Source organism: Exiguobacterium sp. s59 (assembly GCF_018617475.1).
In the GTDB taxonomy this organism is placed as follows: Bacteria; Bacillota; Bacilli; order Exiguobacteriales; family Exiguobacteriaceae; genus Exiguobacterium; species Exiguobacterium aestuarii.
In genome coordinates this window covers 1-17,857 of the sequence record NZ_JACSKG010000003.1, presented here as the reverse complement: position 1 = coordinate 17,857, position 17,857 = coordinate 1, and the positions used below count along the sequence as shown (strand labels likewise).

The window sequence follows — 17,857 nt, the reverse complement described above, 5'->3', positions numbered from 1 at the left end:
GGGGGTTGGCTATGCAACTGAATGAACGCCAACAAAAAATCGTCGAGATTGTAAAAGAGAATGGACCGATTACAGGGGAACAAATCGCCCAGGAATTATCGCTCACTCGTGCGACCTTGCGTCCAGACCTTGCAATTTTGACGATGACAGGAATACTTGAAGCTAGACCTCGCGTCGGCTACACGTTCGTTGGCAAACGGAATTCGTCGATGCTCCGTGAAAAGTTAGACTCGTTGACTGTAGGGGACTTCATGTCCTCTGCAAAAGTCGTACGAGATGAGATGACGGTATATGATGCGATTGTCACGTTATTTTTAGAAGATGTGGGCTCACTGTTCGTTGTCGGACGTGACCGGGAACTAGTGGGAGTATTGTCTCGTAAAGACTTACTCCGTGCTGCAATCGGGAACCAAGACTTGGATCAATTACCTGTCAATGTCATCATGACACGTATGCCGAACATCACAGTATGCGAGAAAACCGAGACATTAATCCGTGCGGGCATGAAATTGATTGAAAAGCAAATCGATGCCATGCCGGTCGTTGAAGAGAAGGACGGGAAACTAATTGTTCTCGGTCGGATGACGAAGACCAACATGACAAAGGTGCTCATTGCGTTAGCGAACGATGAGTCGATTTGAGGAGGAAACCGATTTGACTACGAAACAACTCGTATTTGTTGTAAGTGATTCGGTCGGGGAGACGTGTGAACTTGTCGTCCGTGCAGCGAGTATCCAATTCCATGAGAATGCAATCGAAACGCTCCGCATCCCATTCGTTGAGGATGAGCAGACGATTATCGATGTTGTCACACAAGCGAAAGCGCAACAGGCGCTCATTGCATTCACGCTCGTCAACGAAGAGCATCGGGCTCTTCTCATGAGACTCGGGGAAGAACACCAAGTCAAGACGGTCGACCTGCTCGGTGATTTACTTGATGTGTTATCGGGACAATTGAAAGAGGCCCCGCGTGAAAAACCGGGACTCATCTATCGATTAGATGATGATTACTTCCGCAAAATCGAGGCCATGGAATTTGCGGTCAAGTATGATGACGGTCGGGACCCGCGTGGGCTTAAAAAAGCCGACATCGTACTTGTCGGTGTCTCGCGAACGTCTAAGACGCCATTATCCCAATATTTAGCATTAAAACGATACAAGGTTGCCAACGTTCCACTCGTTCCAGAATCACGACCGCCTGAGGAGTTGTTTGATTTGCCGGCAGAGCGATGTGTCGGATTGATCATCTCACCAGAGAAGTTGATTTCGATTCGGATGGAGCGACTCAAGTCACTCGGTTTGAAGCCAGAAGCGGACTATGCTCAACTCGAACGAATCAATCGAGAGCTTGAATATGCTCGTGGCATTTATGAGCGAATCGGTTGTGAAGTCATCGACGTGACGAATAAGGCGGTCGAAGAGACGGCGGGTATTATTTTGCGTCATCTCGAGCAATCCAAAGACGACTAATTTGAATAAGTGTTTCAATTAGTAATCGTTGCTTTGAGAGGGTATAATAGAGTATTGACAGTACAGTGAAACGGAACGTGATCAGCGTTCCGTTTCGTTGCGAGATTGGAAACAGGGAGTGGTCAAGATGCCACGGATACCAGATGAAGTCATCGCAGAAGTGAAGCAAGCGACCGATATCGTAGAATTGATTGGCGAGCGTGTCGAATTAAAGAAACAAGGACATCGACTTGTCGGGTTATGTCCTTTCCATTCCGAAAATTCACCGTCTTTTTCCGTTTCACCTGAAAAAGGGATGTATCACTGCTTCGGCTGCGGAGCCGGAGGGAACGTGTTTACGTTCGTGATGGAGACCGAAGGGTTGTCTTTTCCTGAGACAGTCGAACGCTTAGCAACGCGTGCGAACATTTCAGTAGACGGCATACAAGGGGACGAAGAACTAACGCGTGAACAAGTATGGCGCAAACAGATGCGGGATGCGCACCGACTTGTCGCTGACTTGTACCATGAAGTCTTGATGAAGACAGAAGCTGGCGAAGTGGGATTAACGTATTTGCGAAATCGTGATTTAACGGAAGAGACGATTGCGCAATATCGGATTGGATTTGCCCCAGACCAACGGCGCTTTACTGTCGAGTTGTTGGAGCGGCGTGGGTTTGATTTAGAAGTGATGGTTGAGGCAGGTTTGATTTCAAAGTCAAAATCCGGTGAATATTTTGACCGATTTGAAGGTCGGGTCGTCTTTCCGATTGCGGATCGAGACGGCACCATTGTTGGCTTCAGCGGACGTGCGATTGATGACCGACAACCAAAATACGTGAATACGGCGGAAACACCGTTATTCAACAAGAGCGAATTGCTATTTGGCTTCTCACAAGCCCGTGCAACGATGCGAAAGAAAAAGCGAGTCTTCCTCGTAGAAGGTAACGTAGATGTCTTACAAGTCGCACAAGCGGGTATACAAGAAGTCGTGGCATCACTTGGTACCGCGTTCTCTCCACAACATGCAAGAGCATTGTCTCGCATCGTGGAAGAAGTCATCATCTGTTATGACGGAGACCATGCAGGACAAGAGGCGACTCAAAAAGTCATTCGCTTATTAGAGTCATCACCTCTTGATGTACAAATTTTGCCATTACCGGAGAAGACGGACCCAGATGATTATATTCGTCAACATGGGGCAACGCACTGGCAACAGTTTGTCGAGACTGAGCAGTTGAGTGTTCTTGATTTCATGAATCGTATGCTCAGACGAGGAAAAAACTTGAATCGAGAAGGAGAACGGATTCGTTTTATTGAATCTATGCTTGAAGAGATCGGTAAGACGAATGATTCGATTCGAAGAGATTTATACGTGAAAAAATTGTCGGATGAATTTGAGATTCCGCTTGAGACCCTTCGTTCGAGAATCCCTCGTCCGACGTCAAGCGAATCAACACCAGTCCGTACGATGGAACCTGCTGAACCCGTACGAAAGCGTTCGAGTAAAACAGGTGAACCGCGCTGGATGAAAGCAGAGAAATATTTGTTGCGTGCCATGTTGACTGGACCGGAACAAGTTCGATTCGTGCGTGACCGTCTAGGGCTTCGTTATCAAGATGAAATACATCGTATGTTAGGATCGGCATTGTATGAAATCGTCTCAGAGACGATGACACAAGACGAGTTTGACCAAGTAACGCCGCCATTTATGGAGCGTTACTGCGACCAGCGTCCCGATTATGCGATGCGCTTTGCGGAGATTCGACTGATGGCTGGACCGGATGAACTGTCTGAAGATGTTTTAGACGAATATATTCGGGTCATAAACAGTTATGAGGAGCAACGTCAAATCGAGCGTGCAAAAAGGGAAATCGCACAAGACGCCGAAAGTATTGTTGACCAGGCGTCCAAGCTACAAGAATTGATTGCCCGTAGTCGTCGTCTACGAGAACGATGAACGTGGATGAAGTTTGGAAGGAGTTGAACTGCTAGATGGCAGAGAAGAAGAAAGAGGATTTATTTAACGCCATAGAAGAGCTCGAAAAGTTAGGGAAGAAAAAAGGCGTCGTCTCAATGCAAGCGATTCAAGATCGCCTCAGTCATTTTGAGGTGGACTCGGATTTCATTGATAACTTCATCGAAGATTTAGAAGCAAAAGATATTCGTGTCACAGAGGACGCAGCTGACGCAGAGGAAACACCTGCGAAAAAAGAAGATGAAGAAGTCGACTTAAACGACTTATCGGTACCACCTGGCATTAAAATTAACGACCCGGTTCGAATGTATCTAAAAGAAATCGGACGTGTCGACCTTCTCAGTGCAAAAGATGAGACGGAGCTTGCGAAACGAATCGAGCAAGGAGACGAAGAGGCGAAAAAACGTCTTGCAGAAGCGAACTTACGTCTCGTCGTTTCGATTGCGAAACGTTACGTCGGTCGTGGAATGCTCTTCCTTGATTTGATTCAAGAAGGGAACATGGGCCTCATCAAAGCGGTCGAGAAATTCGACTATATGAAAGGGTTCAAATTCTCGACTTATGCGACATGGTGGATTCGTCAAGCAATCACACGCGCGATTGCTGACCAAGCCCGTACCATCCGGATCCCTGTCCACATGGTTGAAACAATCAACAAATTGATTCGTGTCCAACGTCAATTGCTCCAAGATCTCGGTCGCGAACCGTCTCCAGAAGAAATTGCGAAAGAGATGGAACTCACACCTGAAAAAGTACGTGAGATTCTAAAAATCGCGCAAGAACCGGTATCGCTCGAGACACCGATTGGGGAAGAAGACGATTCACATCTCGGTGACTTCATTGAAGACCAAGATGCGATGGCGCCACAAGATGCGGCAGCTTATGAGTTGTTGAAAGAACAGTTAGAAGACGTTCTCGATACGTTGACGGACCGTGAAGAAAACGTTCTTCGTCTTCGTTTCGGTTTAGACGATGGTCGTACTCGTACACTTGAAGAAGTCGGTAAAGTGTTCGGCGTCACGCGTGAGCGGATTCGTCAAATCGAAGCGAAAGCGCTTCGTAAATTACGTCACCCGAGTCGTTCCAAACGCTTGAAAGACTTCCTCGATTGATTTCATATTTGAATAAAGTGTGAAGTTTTAGAAGAAAGGAAGGAAAATGAGTGATTTTCCTTCCTTCTTTATTATTTTTTGAGTAAAATAGTGTTGGATAGAAATTTGGAATGAACATGAGGGGGAACTACAATGCGTAATCCATTGTTACCGTTTGCGGCAATCGCAATCGTCGCAATTATTGCCATGGTATCATTATCGTATTTTGGTGTGAATCAGGCGCAACAAGCGGCTGAAGGTCCAGCAGTCACTGAAATGAACCCAGAAGAGTTATATGCAGCGAAGGGTTGCACAGGTTGCCACGGCGGAAACCTTGAAGGTGGCGTTGGTCCAGCACTTACTGGTGTTGGCGATCGTCTTTCACCAGAAGAAATCGCAAACATCATTGTCAACGGACAAGGTGCGATGCCTGCAGGTCTTGCTTCAGCTGAAGAAGCAGAAGTGCTTGCAAACTGGTTGATTGAACAATAAGAGATGGCGCACTCCGTAACGGGGTGCGTTTTTTGTTGTCGAAGTCTAGAGAATTCGATACGCTAAGGAAGAAGTAGAACAAAGGAGTTGTCTTACATGCAAGAACGTGTCATCTTAGACCGCCGCTTGAAGCAGGTTGTCGATTATATTCCTAAAGGAAGTGTGCTCGCCGATATCGGATCAGATCACGCATATGTACCATGTTATGCCCTTCAACAAGGAATCATTTCAAAGGGGATTGCAGGTGAAGTAAATGTCGGTCCAATGGAGGCCGCAAAAGCGCAAGTAGATTTGATTGGAGCACGAGAAGTCATCGATGTGCGACTAGGCGATGGTCTCGCCGTGCTTCAAGAAGACGAAGCGACTTGTATCTCGATTTGTGGGATGGGAGGCAGTTTGATTCGTTCGATTCTGGAGTCTGGAAAAGAGAAGCTCGGTGCAGTCGAGCGTCTTATTCTTCAACCGAATGTCGATGGACAACACGTTCGGAGCTGGTTGCTTGAGAATGGTTACGTTCTCGTCGAAGAAGCGATTGTCGAAGAAAATGATAAGGTATATGAGATTCTCGTCGGCGAAAAAGGGACTGAGACGATTTACAGTGACGTTCTAAATGAGCGGACTTGGCAACTGTTGTTCGGCCCATATTTGATTCAGGAACGCCCTGAACCGTTCAAACTGAAATGGAGTCGTGAAGCGGATAAGCTCGAATACGTACTCGGTCAAATGGCAGATGGCATTCAATCAGAGGCGTTAGTTCAAAAACAGGTCGAATTCAAACGGATGCGTGACAAAATGAGAGAGGTGAGTCAGTAATGGCGAACGGCAATCAAGTGATTCAGTTGTTTGAAGAGTTTGCGCCAAAACACTTAGCTGTCGAAGGTGATAAAATCGGCTTGCAAATCGGATCGCTGAACAAAGAGGTCAAACGGGTCATGGTGACGCTCGATGTGCTTGAATCGGTCGTAGACGAAGCAATCGAGAAAGAAGTGGACTTGATCATTGCACATCATCCGCCTATCTTTAGCCCGTTATCTCAAGTCAACGATCGCTCCACGGCAGGGAAAATCACGATGAAATGTATTCAGCATGACATTGCGGTCTATGTAGCACACACGAATTTAGATGTCTGTGTGGGCGGTGTGAACGATTGGATGAGCGAGGCAATCGGATTACACGATACGAAAGTACTCGTGCCGAAGTATGAGGAACCGGTTTATAAACTAACCGTATTCGTTCCGGAAACACACGCAGAAGACGTTTCCCGTGCATTAGGCAAAGCAGGTGCCGGACATATTGGAGACTATGCGGATTGTCAGTTCCGTGTGGCTGGTACGGGGCAGTTCACGCCGCTCGAAGGGACGACACCGTTCATAGGCACACCAAATGAGACGGAACAAGTGAACGAGGTGAGGATTGAGACGGTCGTTCGCGAAAGTCAGAAGAAACGAGTCTTAAGAGCGATGAAAGATGCTCACCCGTACGAAGAAGTGGCTTACGACTTGATTCGAGATGAGATTGAAGGGCATGTCTACGGTCTAGGACGCATTGGTAAACTTGGACAGGCTTTGACACTTGAAGAGTTTGCCGAACATGTGAAGACGAGCTTTGGCGTGGAGGGTGTGCGTTTCGTCGGAGATTCGAAGCGCTTGATTGAAAAAGTGGCCGTCCTTGGAGGGGACGGAAACAAATATGTTTCCGCTGCGCACTTCAAAGGTGCAGATGCCTACGTGACAGGTGATTTATACTTCCATGTAGCTCATGATGCGATGGCGTTAGGACTCGCGGTCGTAGACCCGGGCCATCACGTTGAGAGCGTGATGAAGCAAGGCGTTGTCGATGTGCTCGCAGAGAAGTTTCAGAAAGCGAAAATCGATGTCGATTTGATCATTTCCGAAGCGAACACGAACCCGTTCCAATTTAAATAAAACGATAAATCCCCCATCCTCTGAGAGAATGGGGGATTCCTTCACTTACGCAATGCTTTTACTTTCGGTAAGATACTGCGAAGTTCGAGATATGGTGTTTTATCATGTGTGCTCAAATCGTCTGGGTCGTACTGTGACAAGAAGTCGATGACCTTCTTCGTGATTGGTGTCGGTGTAGAGGCACCAGATGTCACAGCGACGGTCTCAACGCCCTCTAGCCAGTTCAAATCAAGCTCGCTCAAATCGCCGATACGATATGCATTTGTGCCGGCAATCTCTTTTGAGACTTGTGCCAAGCGATTCGAGTTATTTGATTTTGGATCTCCGACGACGATCAACAATTCACAGTCACCCGCTTGTTCGGCGACGGCTTCTTGGCGGACTTGAGTCGCATTACAAATTTCGTTATGCACTTCAACGTGCGGATAGCGGGCTTGGATTGTCTCGATCAGTGTGGAGACGTCCCATTGACTCATCGTCGTCTGGTTTGTCACAAGAATTTTCCGGTCGAATAAACGACTCGGTAACTGATCGATTTCATGTTCATATTGAATTAAATGAACATGGTCGGGTGCGACACCGATCGCACCCTCTGGTTCTGGATGCCCGTGTTTTCCAATATAGATGACATCATATCCTTCTGCCGTCTTTTCACGAATCAAGTCGTGTGTGACGAGTACGTCAGGACAAGAGGCATCGACAATCGTCAATCCTTTTTCAATGGCACGTTTGCGGACGAGTGGGGAAATCCCATGCGCTGTGAAAACGACCGTTCCGCGATCGATGGTTTCAAGCGCCTGCATCCGGTCCTCCCCGTCAACCGTTTTGACACCGAGATCTTCGAACGCCTGTGTGACGTGACGGTTATGAACGATCATTCCAAGTATATGAATCGGGCGTGGCAAATCGGGATTTGCAACCGCCTCATTTGCGAGTTTCATGGCATCAACGACACCATAGCAATATCCGCGTGGACTAATTTTTTTAACTTTCATATGAAGACGAAGGCTCCTTTCGAAGTGCTTTCATACGTATTAGTCTAACATTGTTTCGAAAATACGAAAAGATTTGCGTGTATTCATGCTATAATTTTTAGGTTAGAAAGGAGGGACATCGTGAATCGAATGAAACAGTTGCGTGAACTTAGAAAATCATATTTTTTCCAAATCACTTTCATCATCATCATTATTCTAGCACTTGTCATCTCGTCACTTGCCTTTTCTGCTGATCGCGTCACGGTGTCTCGTGCAGAAGAGCTCGCAAAAGAGCAGTTTGACTACGCGATTGACGATAGCATTGAAAATGTCGAGTCCCGACTTGGAAAACTGTATGAAGATTTGGTTTACCTAGGAGCTTACGTCGGAAACGAGCCGTGGATTGAGGAACGGATTCGAACAGGCTATTTGAATCAACGGACAAGTTTTACTTCGATTTTCTATTATGACGTCAATAAGAACTCGTTTAAATGGTATTCAGAGCGTCAAGTCTCTTCATCTGTCATTAAACGTGATCCAAAGTTTAAAGAAGTGTTGACGGCGAGTGGGAAAGAGCTATATATGAGTGACCCGATCATGATTAGCGGCGACATGGGGACGTTCTTATACGTTCCTGTCATTGAAGATAACCGACCGGTCGGTATTTTTGGTGGAAGTATCAGTGTGCTCAACTCTGACTTATACCGTCGATCGCTCGAATCCGCGAATGATGACATGATTCTTTATTTGTTGGACGAACAAGGAGAAGTGTTGACGACTTCGTTCAATTTGGTCACAGATGCAGAACGCCGAGTGTCACGTGAAGTCATTGACGATGTGTTAGGGCGGAGTACACGTACGATTTTAAGCACGGAAGAAGATACGTTAATGTATGAGCCAGATGCCCGAGTCAGTGGGTGGAGCATGCTTGCGAAACATCAGAACGATTCCGTGTATGAGACGGTCTACGATACTCGCTGGCAATACTTGATGATTGCACTTGTCACTTTCTTCTTGAGCATCCTTGTCGGATTGTTGCTCTCACGAACATTGACCAATCCGCTCGTGGAACTTGTCAATCATATTAAGAAGCAACAATCACTCGGAACCATCTCCCTAGAGCGAACCGGTTCAAAAGAAGTAGAGACGTTACTCGATACGTATAACGACTATGCACAGCGAATGGAAACATCAAGGCGTGAGCAGTTGAGCCAGCAACAGTTGATCTTGCATCAGGAGAAACTAGCATCACTCGGTCAATTGGCGGCAGGGATTGCCCATGAGATTCGAAATCCCCTCACACCGGTGCACATCACTTTACAGATGGCGCGAGAAGGGCAAAGCAATAAAGACATGGTGGATGTCGCCATTAAAGAGTTGGAGCGGGCAAACGATTTAATCTCGACGATGCTGACGCTCGCCAAGCCGGATCAGGCAGGAAAAGACGAAGAATGGATTGATATGTTAGACTTTGCGAAACGACTCGAATTCTTAATGGACGCCGAATGCTATAAGCGAGCGACCAAATGGGAATTACTCGTTCCGAATGATATGCCTCCATTCTATGCTTCTTTTGATATGCTCGTTCAAATCATCTATAACCTGTTCAAAAATGCGGTCGAGGCAGTCGAGTCGAAGGGCGCAGAGGGAAGTGTTGTCGTGACCGTCCTCTTTACGGAGCAGGAATATCGGTTCTTGATTGAAGATAACGGAATCGGGATGACAGAAGAACAACTCAAGACGATTGGATCTGCATTCAATACGACGAAAGATAACGGCAACGGTCTAGGGATCTATATGATCAAAGAGTATTTGAAGAGTGTAAACGGATCGATGGAGGTCGATAGCGTCGTCAACAAAGGGACGGCGATGTTGATTAAAATTCCAAGGAGAGATCCATCATGAAAAAACTCAAACATTATTGGATTTGGTTACCAATCGTTTGGGCCATGATAATCCTTCTGATCACATCCATTCAATTACCGGAGCAAAAGACAGATGAAAAAGAGGTCGGGTTCGTGTTTGTCAGCGATAAACATGAGCACGCGAACAAGTTGTTGGATTCATTTGTTCATACGGCCAACCAAAAGGGATTTATCCCGATTCCAACGACGAGTGAAGACTCTCGCGTGTTAGAAAAAGAAAAATTGGACTCTTTGATTGATCGGGGCGTCGAGGCCATCTTCTTGACGACTCTCGATGACACGTTCATCCAACCGTCGTTAGAACGTGCGAAGCGAGAAAACATCCCGATCATTGCGATTGACCGGATGATTGATCATCCGAGTGTGTTGACTTCGGTTGTCTCTGACAATGTCGATATCGGTCGGATGGCAGCGGAACAAATTGCCGCGAAATATAGTGACCTCGATCGACCGATTCGTGTAGTAGAAGTCAGGGGAACACCGAAAGTTCGATCTACGATGGATCGGAGTCTTGGAATTCGAGAGTTCGAAAAAGCGAATGCTGATCAATTCCAAATTATCGCCTCCATCACCGGAAACTATGATACGTTTCAGGCAGAGATTGAGATGTCACGTTGGTTAGAAGAAGACATCCCGTTTGACGCCGTCTTTTCGCACAATGACGATAATACGTTCGGTGTCGTTCGTGCTTTAGAAAGTCATGACTTAACAGACAAGACAATCGTATCGGTGGATGGCATTTCTGATATTTATCCACTGATTCAGAATGGGAAAGTCAACGCGACTATCGTGCAGTCACCGAACGAGATGATGGAAGTGGGCTTCAAAGCGCTCGAACAACATTTAAATGGAAAGAAAATTGCCAAGCACTATTATTCATCGAGTTATTTATATGAAGGTGTGGCAAAAGATTGATTGACAAATGATTTGATTCCGCTATGCTAGGAAAAGTGGAAAGAAACAGGAGGTGTATCGATTGAACAGCTTCCAACAGTTCAAATTGCTACCGTTTATAGTCGATGCGTTAACAGAAAAACGCATCACGAAACCGACCGATATACAAGCACGGATTATTCCGGCTGCACAAAATGGTCGAGATATTATTGGGAAATCACAAACTGGAACAGGGAAAACACTCGCGTTCCTATTACCGATTGTAGAAGCAATCAACCCAGAAGAAGCATCTGTCCAAGCCATCGTTGTCGCACCGACACGTGAACTTGCATGGCAGATTCACGAAGAATTAAAATCAATCCTCATTAAGAATCCGGATTATATCAAATCAAGTTTGATTGTCGGAGGAACAGACCGCGAACGTCAAATCGATAAGATGAAAAATCCACCACAACTCATCATCGGAACACCGGGACGAATCCTTGACTTGATGAAAGCACAAGCGTTGTTCCCACATAAAGTGACGCATTTCGTTGTCGATGAAGCCGACCAAATGCTCGATATGGGATTCTTGCCGGAAGTTGACCGCATTGCGCAATCACTCCCGGAAAAACTTCAAACGATGGTCTTCTCAGCGACAATTCCTGAGAAACTCGAGCCGTTCTTGAAGAAATACTTGCACGATCCACGTTTTGCAGAAGCTAGTGTTGAGCATCGTGTCGCACCAAAAATCAAACACCATGTCATTCCGGTACGTCACCGTGACCGCAAGGAATTGACCGTCGAAATTGCGAAAGCCATCAACCCATTCGTTTGTCTCGTATTTACGAATACGAAACAAGAAGCGGATGAATTGGAGACATCATTCCGTGAAGCAGGTCTGAATGTCGGTACGTTACACGGTGACATGCAAGCACGTCGCCGTAAACAGGCAATCAAAGATATTAACGACGCGAAGTATCAATACGTCATCGCGACGGACTTGGCAGCTCGTGGGATCGACATTTCAGGAGTTTCTCATGTCATCAACCACGGGATCCCGAAAGACCTTGACTTCTACACGCACCGTGTCGGTCGTACCGGTCGTGCAGGTGCGTCAGGTGAAGCTTACACGTTATATGAGGACCATGAGAATGGACCAATTAACCGACTCGAAGAGCGTGGCTTTGAATTCACACACGTCGATGTTCGGAACGGTTCGATTCAACCAATCAAAACACGTCGTCGTCGCCAGACAGACCGGAAGATGAAAGTCTCGCATACGGCACATAGTCGTATGGCCGGAGAAATCAAGAAGGCGAAGAAAAAAGTGAAACCTGGCTATAAGAAGAAATTTAAGTATAAGTTAAAAGAGACGGCTTCACGCGAGCATATGCAACAGCAACGCTCGGATCGTCGTGCCGCTCGTAAGAAAAACAAGCGTTAATCGTTTGAAGAATCGACTTCTTGGAGTCGGTTCTTCTTTTTGTGTAAACTAAAGACAGAAGCTTATGAAGGGAAGATGATGATGTTAAAAATAGGTTCACACGTTTCGGTATCAGGTAAGAAGATGCTACTTGCAGGTAGCGAAGAGGCCGTTTCATATGGAGCGAACACGATGATGGTATACACGGGAGCGCCTCAAAACACGCGTCGAAAGCCAATTGAGGACTTGAATATCGAGACCGCACTTACCCATATGGCTGCTCATGACATCGAAGAGATTGTTGTTCATGCACCTTATATCATTAACCTCGGAAATACGACAAAGCCTGAAACGTTCGAATTAGCCGTTTCCTTTTTGACACAAGAATTGAAGCGTGCTGAGGCGCTCCAAGTGGCGCGTCATGTTGTCCTTCATCCAGGCGCACATGTCGGTGCAGGGGAAGAGATTGGTCTCGCTCGCATCATTGAAGGACTCAATGAAGTGTTGACGGGTGATGAACAAGTTAAGATTGCCCTTGAGACGATGGCTGGGAAAGGGAGCGAACTCGGAAAGACGTTTGAAGAACTTGCGATAATCATTGACGGTGTGACACACAATGACCGACTCTCTGTCTGTTTCGATACGTGTCACGTACATGACGCAGGATATGACTTGGTCGGTGATTTGGACGGTGTCATCGAAGAATTTGATCGGATCGTCGGACTCGATCGTCTAGGTGTCATTCATGTGAATGATTCGAAAAATGTACGTGGTGCGAGAAAAGACCGACATGAAAATATCGGGTACGGAGAAATTGGATTCGATACGCTAAATCGAATCATTCACCATGAGGCGTTTGCGCATCTTCCTAAAATTTTAGAGACGCCATATATTCCTGTGAATGAAAAAACGAAAGTGGCACCATACAAACAAGAAATCGAAATGTTCCGTGCGAATCAATTTGATGCAGAGTGGCGTGAACGCTTCACGCTTTCATATCAATAAGCGATGACGATCCTGCAGATTGACCCGAATCGATATGATGTCTGGAGTGCATTCCCGACTTATTTCTTAGAACAAAGTCCAGTCTATGTGAAAGGGACGGTGACGACACCGACCGCATTCATCGAAGTGATGGGACATGGGATCGTGGCAGAGGCAGAAGTATTGTTAGAGGAGATGATTGAGCAACCTGACGATCCCTATTGGCTCGGCGTTGAGGAGGAAGGGTTGGCGACGTATAGCTTAGTCGACTTAATCCAACTTCATTTTCACCATCCTCTTTTAAAAGTAGGTATGTATGAGGCAGATGAACCGTACGAGTCGATTCATCAGAAATGGGTAGACGGGAATCACGTGCCCGCATCGAAATGGACAAAAGAGACGTATGAGGCGCATTTGTTTCGGGAAAAGCTCGTGGCCCCGTACGCTCCGGTGACAACATGCTCGGTTTGTGAGATCAATCTTTTCGAACGATATGGAAACGATGCTTCGAAACTGATGGAGTATCATCTGCAAGATGACCACGGGATTTGGGTTTGTCCAACCTGTCATAAAGCGATTCATACGTTAGACTAAAAAAACGATGCCGAGAGGCATCGTTTTTTTAGAATGGCCAGTTCGCCACGGCAAATTGATATACTTTCATCCCGAGGAAAACCCCGAAGATTCCGACGACACCTGGTAATACCGGTGGGGCCGGTAGTGGCAACTTGAGTGCAGTGAAGATGGCACCACAAATTAGGCCGGCGAGTAATGATAATAGAATCTCTTGCATGTATTATTCCTCCGTATCTTCTAATGAAAGCGCTTTATAATGACTGAACCGCATTTATTATACAATGACTTTCTCTTTTTGAGAAGTCTAACATCAGTCATCTGTCATTTTCTCATTTTCGGCTCGGAGTCGTAAAACTTCGCGCTCAGCCCAATTTGAAGGTTCACGTTCGAATACGCTAGGAATGTTGTTCCAGCGTCCTCCCGTATATTGATGAATGATGATTTGAGATTGAATCTCTTCTTCATTGTTCTCCCGTTTCACGTATACATAACGACCGTCGGAACGCTGTCTCCTTGCCTTCACGTTATCGACAAGTTGCAGTGCCATCATATCTTTGATGTACGTTTTATGTGATGCATTGAGGATTGGGAAGAGAATCTCGATTCGCTTCTTCATGTTACGCGTCATCCAGTCTGCAGAAGAACAATATAAGTCTTCTTTGCCATTTTGATAGAAATAAAAGATGCGGGAATGTTCGAGATACCGATCGATAATCGAGATGACCCGAATATTTTCAGAAACACCTTTGATACCCGGTCGTAAGCAACAGATTCCTCGGATGATCAAGTCGATTTTCACACCTGCGGACGAAGCGTCATACAATTTTGTGATGATGGCCCGATCTGTAATCGAGTTCATCTTCGCAACAATTCTACCGTTCCCATATTTATCGTGTAGTTTGATTTCCTCTTCGATTTTGTTGAGGAAGAAGTCTTTCATATCGTCAGGAGATGTCTCGAATTGGTGCCAGGAAGGTCGTTCTCCATAACCGGATAGCCAGTTGAAAAAGTTTGTGGCATCCTCGGCAAGCTCCTCATTTGTAGTCAGGAGCCCGATATCTGTATACAGTTTAGCCGTAGAGTCATTATAGTTGCCCGTACCAAGATGAATGAACCGCTGCAAGACGCCACCTTCTAAGATGCGAACGACGAGTGTGATCTTCGAATGAGTTTTTAGTTCTTTGTAACCGTATATGACGTGGGCACCTGCTTTTTCAAGTTGTTTAGCCCATTGAATATTTTTTTCTTCGTCAAATCGTGCTTTCAGCTCAACGAGGACGGTGACCTGTTTGCCGCTTTCGGCCGCATCGGTCAATGCCTTGATAATCGGAGAGTCTCCAGAAACTCGGTAAAGCGTCTGTTTAATCGCCAATACGTTTGGATCTTTCGCGGCTTGGACGATGAAGCGTACAATCGGATCGAACGAGTGATAAGGATGATGAAGCAAATAGTCTTGTTTTGCGATGCTTTGGAATAAATCTTTTCCGGATTCGAGACCTTCCGGGATGAACGGAATCAACGTCTCATTGATCATGTCGTCATATTCCATCCCGATTTGACTATATATGCTAAACAGGAAGGTCAGGTCAATCGGACCATCGACAATAAAAATGTCACGGTCATGCAAATCAAGAACGTCCTGAAGCATGAATAACAGCTCTTTTCGTAACGAACGCTGTTGCACTTCGAGTCGGATGGCGACCCCATAGCGTCGTTTTTTCAGTTCTTTTTCGATTTGCTTCAAGACATCACGACTGCCCTCCTCATGAAAAGGCATATCAGCATTTCGGGTGATTCGGAACGGCATCGTCGATTCGACGACAAACCCTTTAAATAGGGAATCGATAAATTGAATAATGATATCTTCGAGCAAAATCAAATCGGTGTGCTCCTCGTCATCGGTAGGTAGTTCAAGATAACGAGGAAGGACAGAGGGAACTTGAACGAGGGCGAGTCGTTTCTTTCCTTCGTCATTCGAAGCGATTTCAACGGCAATATTCAATGATTTTGATAATAGCATCGGGAAGGGACGATAGGCATCGACCGCAATCGGCGTTAAAACCGGGAAGACGTGTGTCCGAAAATATTCTTTGACGAATTCTTGTTGCGCCTTATTCAAATGTTTTGGACGTAAAAATCGTACGTTTTGACTCGATAACTGCTTCGTGATTTTCTTGTAAGTCGCGTATTGTGTCTCAACAAGTTCTTGAGCACGCATCGAGATGGCTTTAATCTGTTGCTTCGGAGTGAGTCCTGTCTTGTCTTCCGGACGGTTAAACCCTGCGAGCACCTCATCTTTTAGTCCTCCGACACGAACCATGTAAAACTCATCGAGGTTGGAACTGAAGATTGCTAGAAACTTCAGTCGTTCCATCAAAGGGTTTCGCTCATCCATCGCTTCCTCGAGGACACGCTCGTTGAAGTCGAGCCAGCTAAGTTCACGATTATTAAAATGTTCATACGTATATTCGGACATGCTTACTCCTCCTCGTTCATGACGATTTCAATCGATTGATCAATGGCGCGCTCTAAATGTTTTTTGTGTCGTGTGCTGCGCTGTAACTCAAATCGAGCAGACCCGTTCGTATCAAGCGAGATTGTGAGACCATCCTTCGAGCTAGACACATGAACATCGGAGACGATTTGTCGCTCTGTCAAATCGAGGGCATCGACGAGTTTGACGATCGAACCGAGCAGCTCAAGACTCTTTAATAATTTTTGGTCAAACCACTTAGGGAATGCCTCAATATGTTGTTCTAACACGCGTTTTGATTTAAATGACGTGACGAGCGCTAGTGCGAGCCGGTCTTCATTATTCAATCCTTTGAAGTCATTCGTCGTGATCAAATGGAATGTGTGGTCGCTCTTATTATTATGGTCGATATATTCGCCAATATAGGCAAGTCGGCAAGCACCTTCAAGGAGACCAGGTTCGAACGGTTTCGGCTTGATGGCCTTCTCTTCGATGAGTCCGGTATATAGCTGACGAGCCAATCGAATCAAATGTTGATGGCGGGTCGGATTTACATCGTATTGATTTTCAAAATGACGAAAACTTTCTTCTTTTACATCTGCAAACCGGACTTTATCGTGCTCGTGTAAATAGTTCTCATAGAACAACCCTTCACGAAGTCCATTGTTACTCATCGTGAATTCGGGCACCTTCAAATATTTCGCAAGTTCACCAATCGCTGTGACAGCTGGGGAGATGATATCCACGCGATCTTTTGAAAGTCCATCGAGTCGTCCGAGTTGTTTGCTCGACATGCTTACAAGTTCGTCAATGACTTCCTCGAGTTGATCGGATGAGATTGTATACTGATGGATTCCTTCAAGTGGAAAGTTCGACATGGTCTGTTCGACACGAACTAAGTTACGGGCCGTCCCTCCGACGCCGACAAGTGGGACACCATGTGGTTCTAGCCACTCGATTTCTTTAAAAGCTTTCTTTAAGTATGAGGTCAAAGCTTTACGTTCGTCTTTCGTCATTGTATCGTCTTTCATGAACTCTTTCGTCAAGGTGACGGCTCCAAACGGGAAGCTATGATAAAAGACGAGTTCACGGTTCTGGAAATAGGTGACCTCCATTGATCCTCCACCGATATCGACGGAGTAACCATCTTCAACATACGTCGAATTGACAATCGCAGAGTACCCATAGAATGCTTCTTCATAATCACTTAGTAAGCGAATCGTCATACCAGTGGCGTTTTTCACCTGCTGTAAGATGTCATCCGAATTGTTCGCGTTACGGATGGCGGCTGTCGCGACAGGAAGTACATCGGTAACAGTATGATAATCATTCAATTCTTTAAAATGACGTAGCGTATCGATCAAAGCAGCGATTCCGTCATCTGTCATTTCATTCGAATCACTTATATGACTAGATAAACGAGCAACTTCTTTCACGTTTAAGCGCTCGAAATATTGTCCTTCCTCATTGACTTCAAAGATGACATTCCGGATCGAGTTGGACCCAATGTCAATGACTGCAAGTTTCTTTTCCATAAAAACATCCCCTTCATATTCTTAGTGTAATCGACAAGGTTTTGGACGAACATATGATTTACGTGAATTTTAACTAAATCAGGCGAGAATTCTCCCTCCTCTAAGCGTCTCGGGGCGAAGCCCAGCGTAGGTGGGAAATGAATCGCCCGGTCCAAA

General features: G+C 45.9%; 16 protein-coding genes. 12 read left to right on the top strand and 4 right to left on the bottom strand.

The genetic code is table 11. From position 1 onward, the window contains the following. The first annotated feature begins 11 nt into the window (after positions 1-11). From ccpN to KNO91_RS06060, 7 genes are all read left to right on the top strand, one after another. Positions 12-641 carry a transcriptional regulator CcpN gene (gene ccpN, locus KNO91_RS06090; protein ID WP_012726643.1) on the top strand — a complete coding sequence of 210 codons (630 nt, stop codon included), beginning with the start codon at positions 12-14 and terminating at the stop codon, positions 639-641. After that, the gene (locus KNO91_RS06085; protein WP_214787425.1) at positions 628-1,470 is read left to right on the top strand and encodes a pyruvate, water dikinase regulatory protein; all 843 of its coding nucleotides are present in this window, start codon (positions 628-630) and stop codon (positions 1,468-1,470) included. Before ccpN ends, KNO91_RS06085 begins: the two co-directional genes overlap by 14 nt. 127 nt (positions 1,471-1,597) lie before the next feature. Next, positions 1,598-3,409 carry a DNA primase gene (dnaG, locus tag KNO91_RS06080; RefSeq protein ID WP_214795726.1) on the top strand — a complete coding sequence of 604 codons (1,812 nt, stop codon included), beginning with the start codon at positions 1,598-1,600 and terminating at the stop codon, positions 3,407-3,409. A gap of 35 nt (positions 3,410-3,444) precedes the next feature. Further along, entirely contained in the window at positions 3,445-4,539 is a 1,095-nt protein-coding gene (rpoD, locus tag KNO91_RS06075) for an RNA polymerase sigma factor RpoD (RefSeq protein ID WP_012726640.1), read from the top strand. Between the two features lie 132 nt (positions 4,540-4,671). Further along, positions 4,672-5,010 (top strand): cytochrome c550, encoded by a 339-nt coding sequence (gene cccA, locus KNO91_RS06070; RefSeq protein ID WP_012726639.1) that lies wholly within the window; start codon positions 4,672-4,674, stop codon positions 5,008-5,010. Between the two features lie 96 nt (positions 5,011-5,106). Further along, the gene (locus tag KNO91_RS06065; protein WP_214817001.1) at positions 5,107-5,823 is read left to right on the top strand and encodes a tRNA (adenine(22)-N(1))-methyltransferase; all 717 of its coding nucleotides are present in this window, start codon (positions 5,107-5,109) and stop codon (positions 5,821-5,823) included. Then, entirely contained in the window at positions 5,823-6,935 is a 1,113-nt protein-coding gene (locus tag KNO91_RS06060) for a Nif3-like dinuclear metal center hexameric protein (protein WP_214816999.1), read from the top strand. Before KNO91_RS06065 ends, KNO91_RS06060 begins: the two co-directional genes overlap by 1 nt. A gap of 41 nt (positions 6,936-6,976) precedes the next feature. Here KNO91_RS06060 and KNO91_RS06055 read toward each other — a convergent pair whose 3' ends face one another. Continuing rightward, positions 6,977-7,930: a 4-hydroxy-3-methylbut-2-enyl diphosphate reductase gene (locus KNO91_RS06055; RefSeq protein ID WP_214795732.1), complete on the bottom strand. Its 954-nt coding sequence runs from the start codon at positions 7,928-7,930 to the stop codon at positions 6,977-6,979. Between the two features lie 129 nt (positions 7,931-8,059). Here KNO91_RS06055 and KNO91_RS06050 point away from each other — a divergent pair, with 129 nt between their 5' ends. The 5 genes from KNO91_RS06050 (at position 8,060) to KNO91_RS06030 (ending at position 13,711) form a co-directional block, all read left to right on the top strand. Beyond that, complete coding sequence (locus KNO91_RS06050; RefSeq protein ID WP_251126579.1) at positions 8,060-9,814, top strand: sensor histidine kinase; 1,755 nt, start codon at positions 8,060-8,062, stop codon at positions 9,812-9,814. Continuing rightward, positions 9,811-10,749, top strand: coding sequence for a sugar ABC transporter substrate-binding protein (locus tag KNO91_RS06045; RefSeq protein WP_214816997.1), 939 nt, complete (start codon positions 9,811-9,813; stop codon positions 10,747-10,749). The genes KNO91_RS06050 and KNO91_RS06045 overlap by 4 nt, the downstream gene beginning before the upstream one ends. A 61-nt stretch (positions 10,750-10,810) precedes the next feature. After that, positions 10,811-12,154 (top strand): DEAD/DEAH box helicase, encoded by a 1,344-nt coding sequence (locus KNO91_RS06040; RefSeq protein ID WP_214787439.1) that lies wholly within the window; start codon positions 10,811-10,813, stop codon positions 12,152-12,154. Between the two features lie 81 nt (positions 12,155-12,235). After that, positions 12,236-13,138: a deoxyribonuclease IV gene (locus tag KNO91_RS06035; protein WP_214817428.1), complete on the top strand. Its 903-nt coding sequence runs from the start codon at positions 12,236-12,238 to the stop codon at positions 13,136-13,138. Positions 13,139-13,141: 3 nt separating this feature from the next. Then, a complete protein-coding gene (locus KNO91_RS06030) occupies positions 13,142-13,711 on the top strand; it encodes a hypothetical protein (protein ID WP_214816995.1) in 570 nt (189 codons plus the stop codon). A 28-nt stretch (positions 13,712-13,739) separates the two neighbouring features. Here KNO91_RS06030 and KNO91_RS06025 read toward each other — a convergent pair whose 3' ends face one another. From KNO91_RS06025 to KNO91_RS06015, 3 genes are all read right to left on the bottom strand, one after another. Continuing rightward, positions 13,740-13,910 (bottom strand): DUF1427 family protein, encoded by a 171-nt coding sequence (locus KNO91_RS06025; RefSeq protein ID WP_012726630.1) that lies wholly within the window; start codon positions 13,908-13,910, stop codon positions 13,740-13,742. A gap of 93 nt (positions 13,911-14,003) precedes the next feature. Further along, a complete protein-coding gene (locus tag KNO91_RS06020; RefSeq protein ID WP_214816993.1) occupies positions 14,004-16,169 on the bottom strand; it encodes an RNA degradosome polyphosphate kinase in 2,166 nt (721 codons plus the stop codon). Positions 16,170-16,171: 2 nt separating this feature from the next. Next, positions 16,172-17,701 carry a Ppx/GppA family phosphatase gene (locus KNO91_RS06015; RefSeq protein ID WP_214816990.1) on the bottom strand — a complete coding sequence of 510 codons (1,530 nt, stop codon included), beginning with the start codon at positions 17,699-17,701 and terminating at the stop codon, positions 16,172-16,174. Positions 17,702-17,857: the final 156 nt, after the last annotated feature.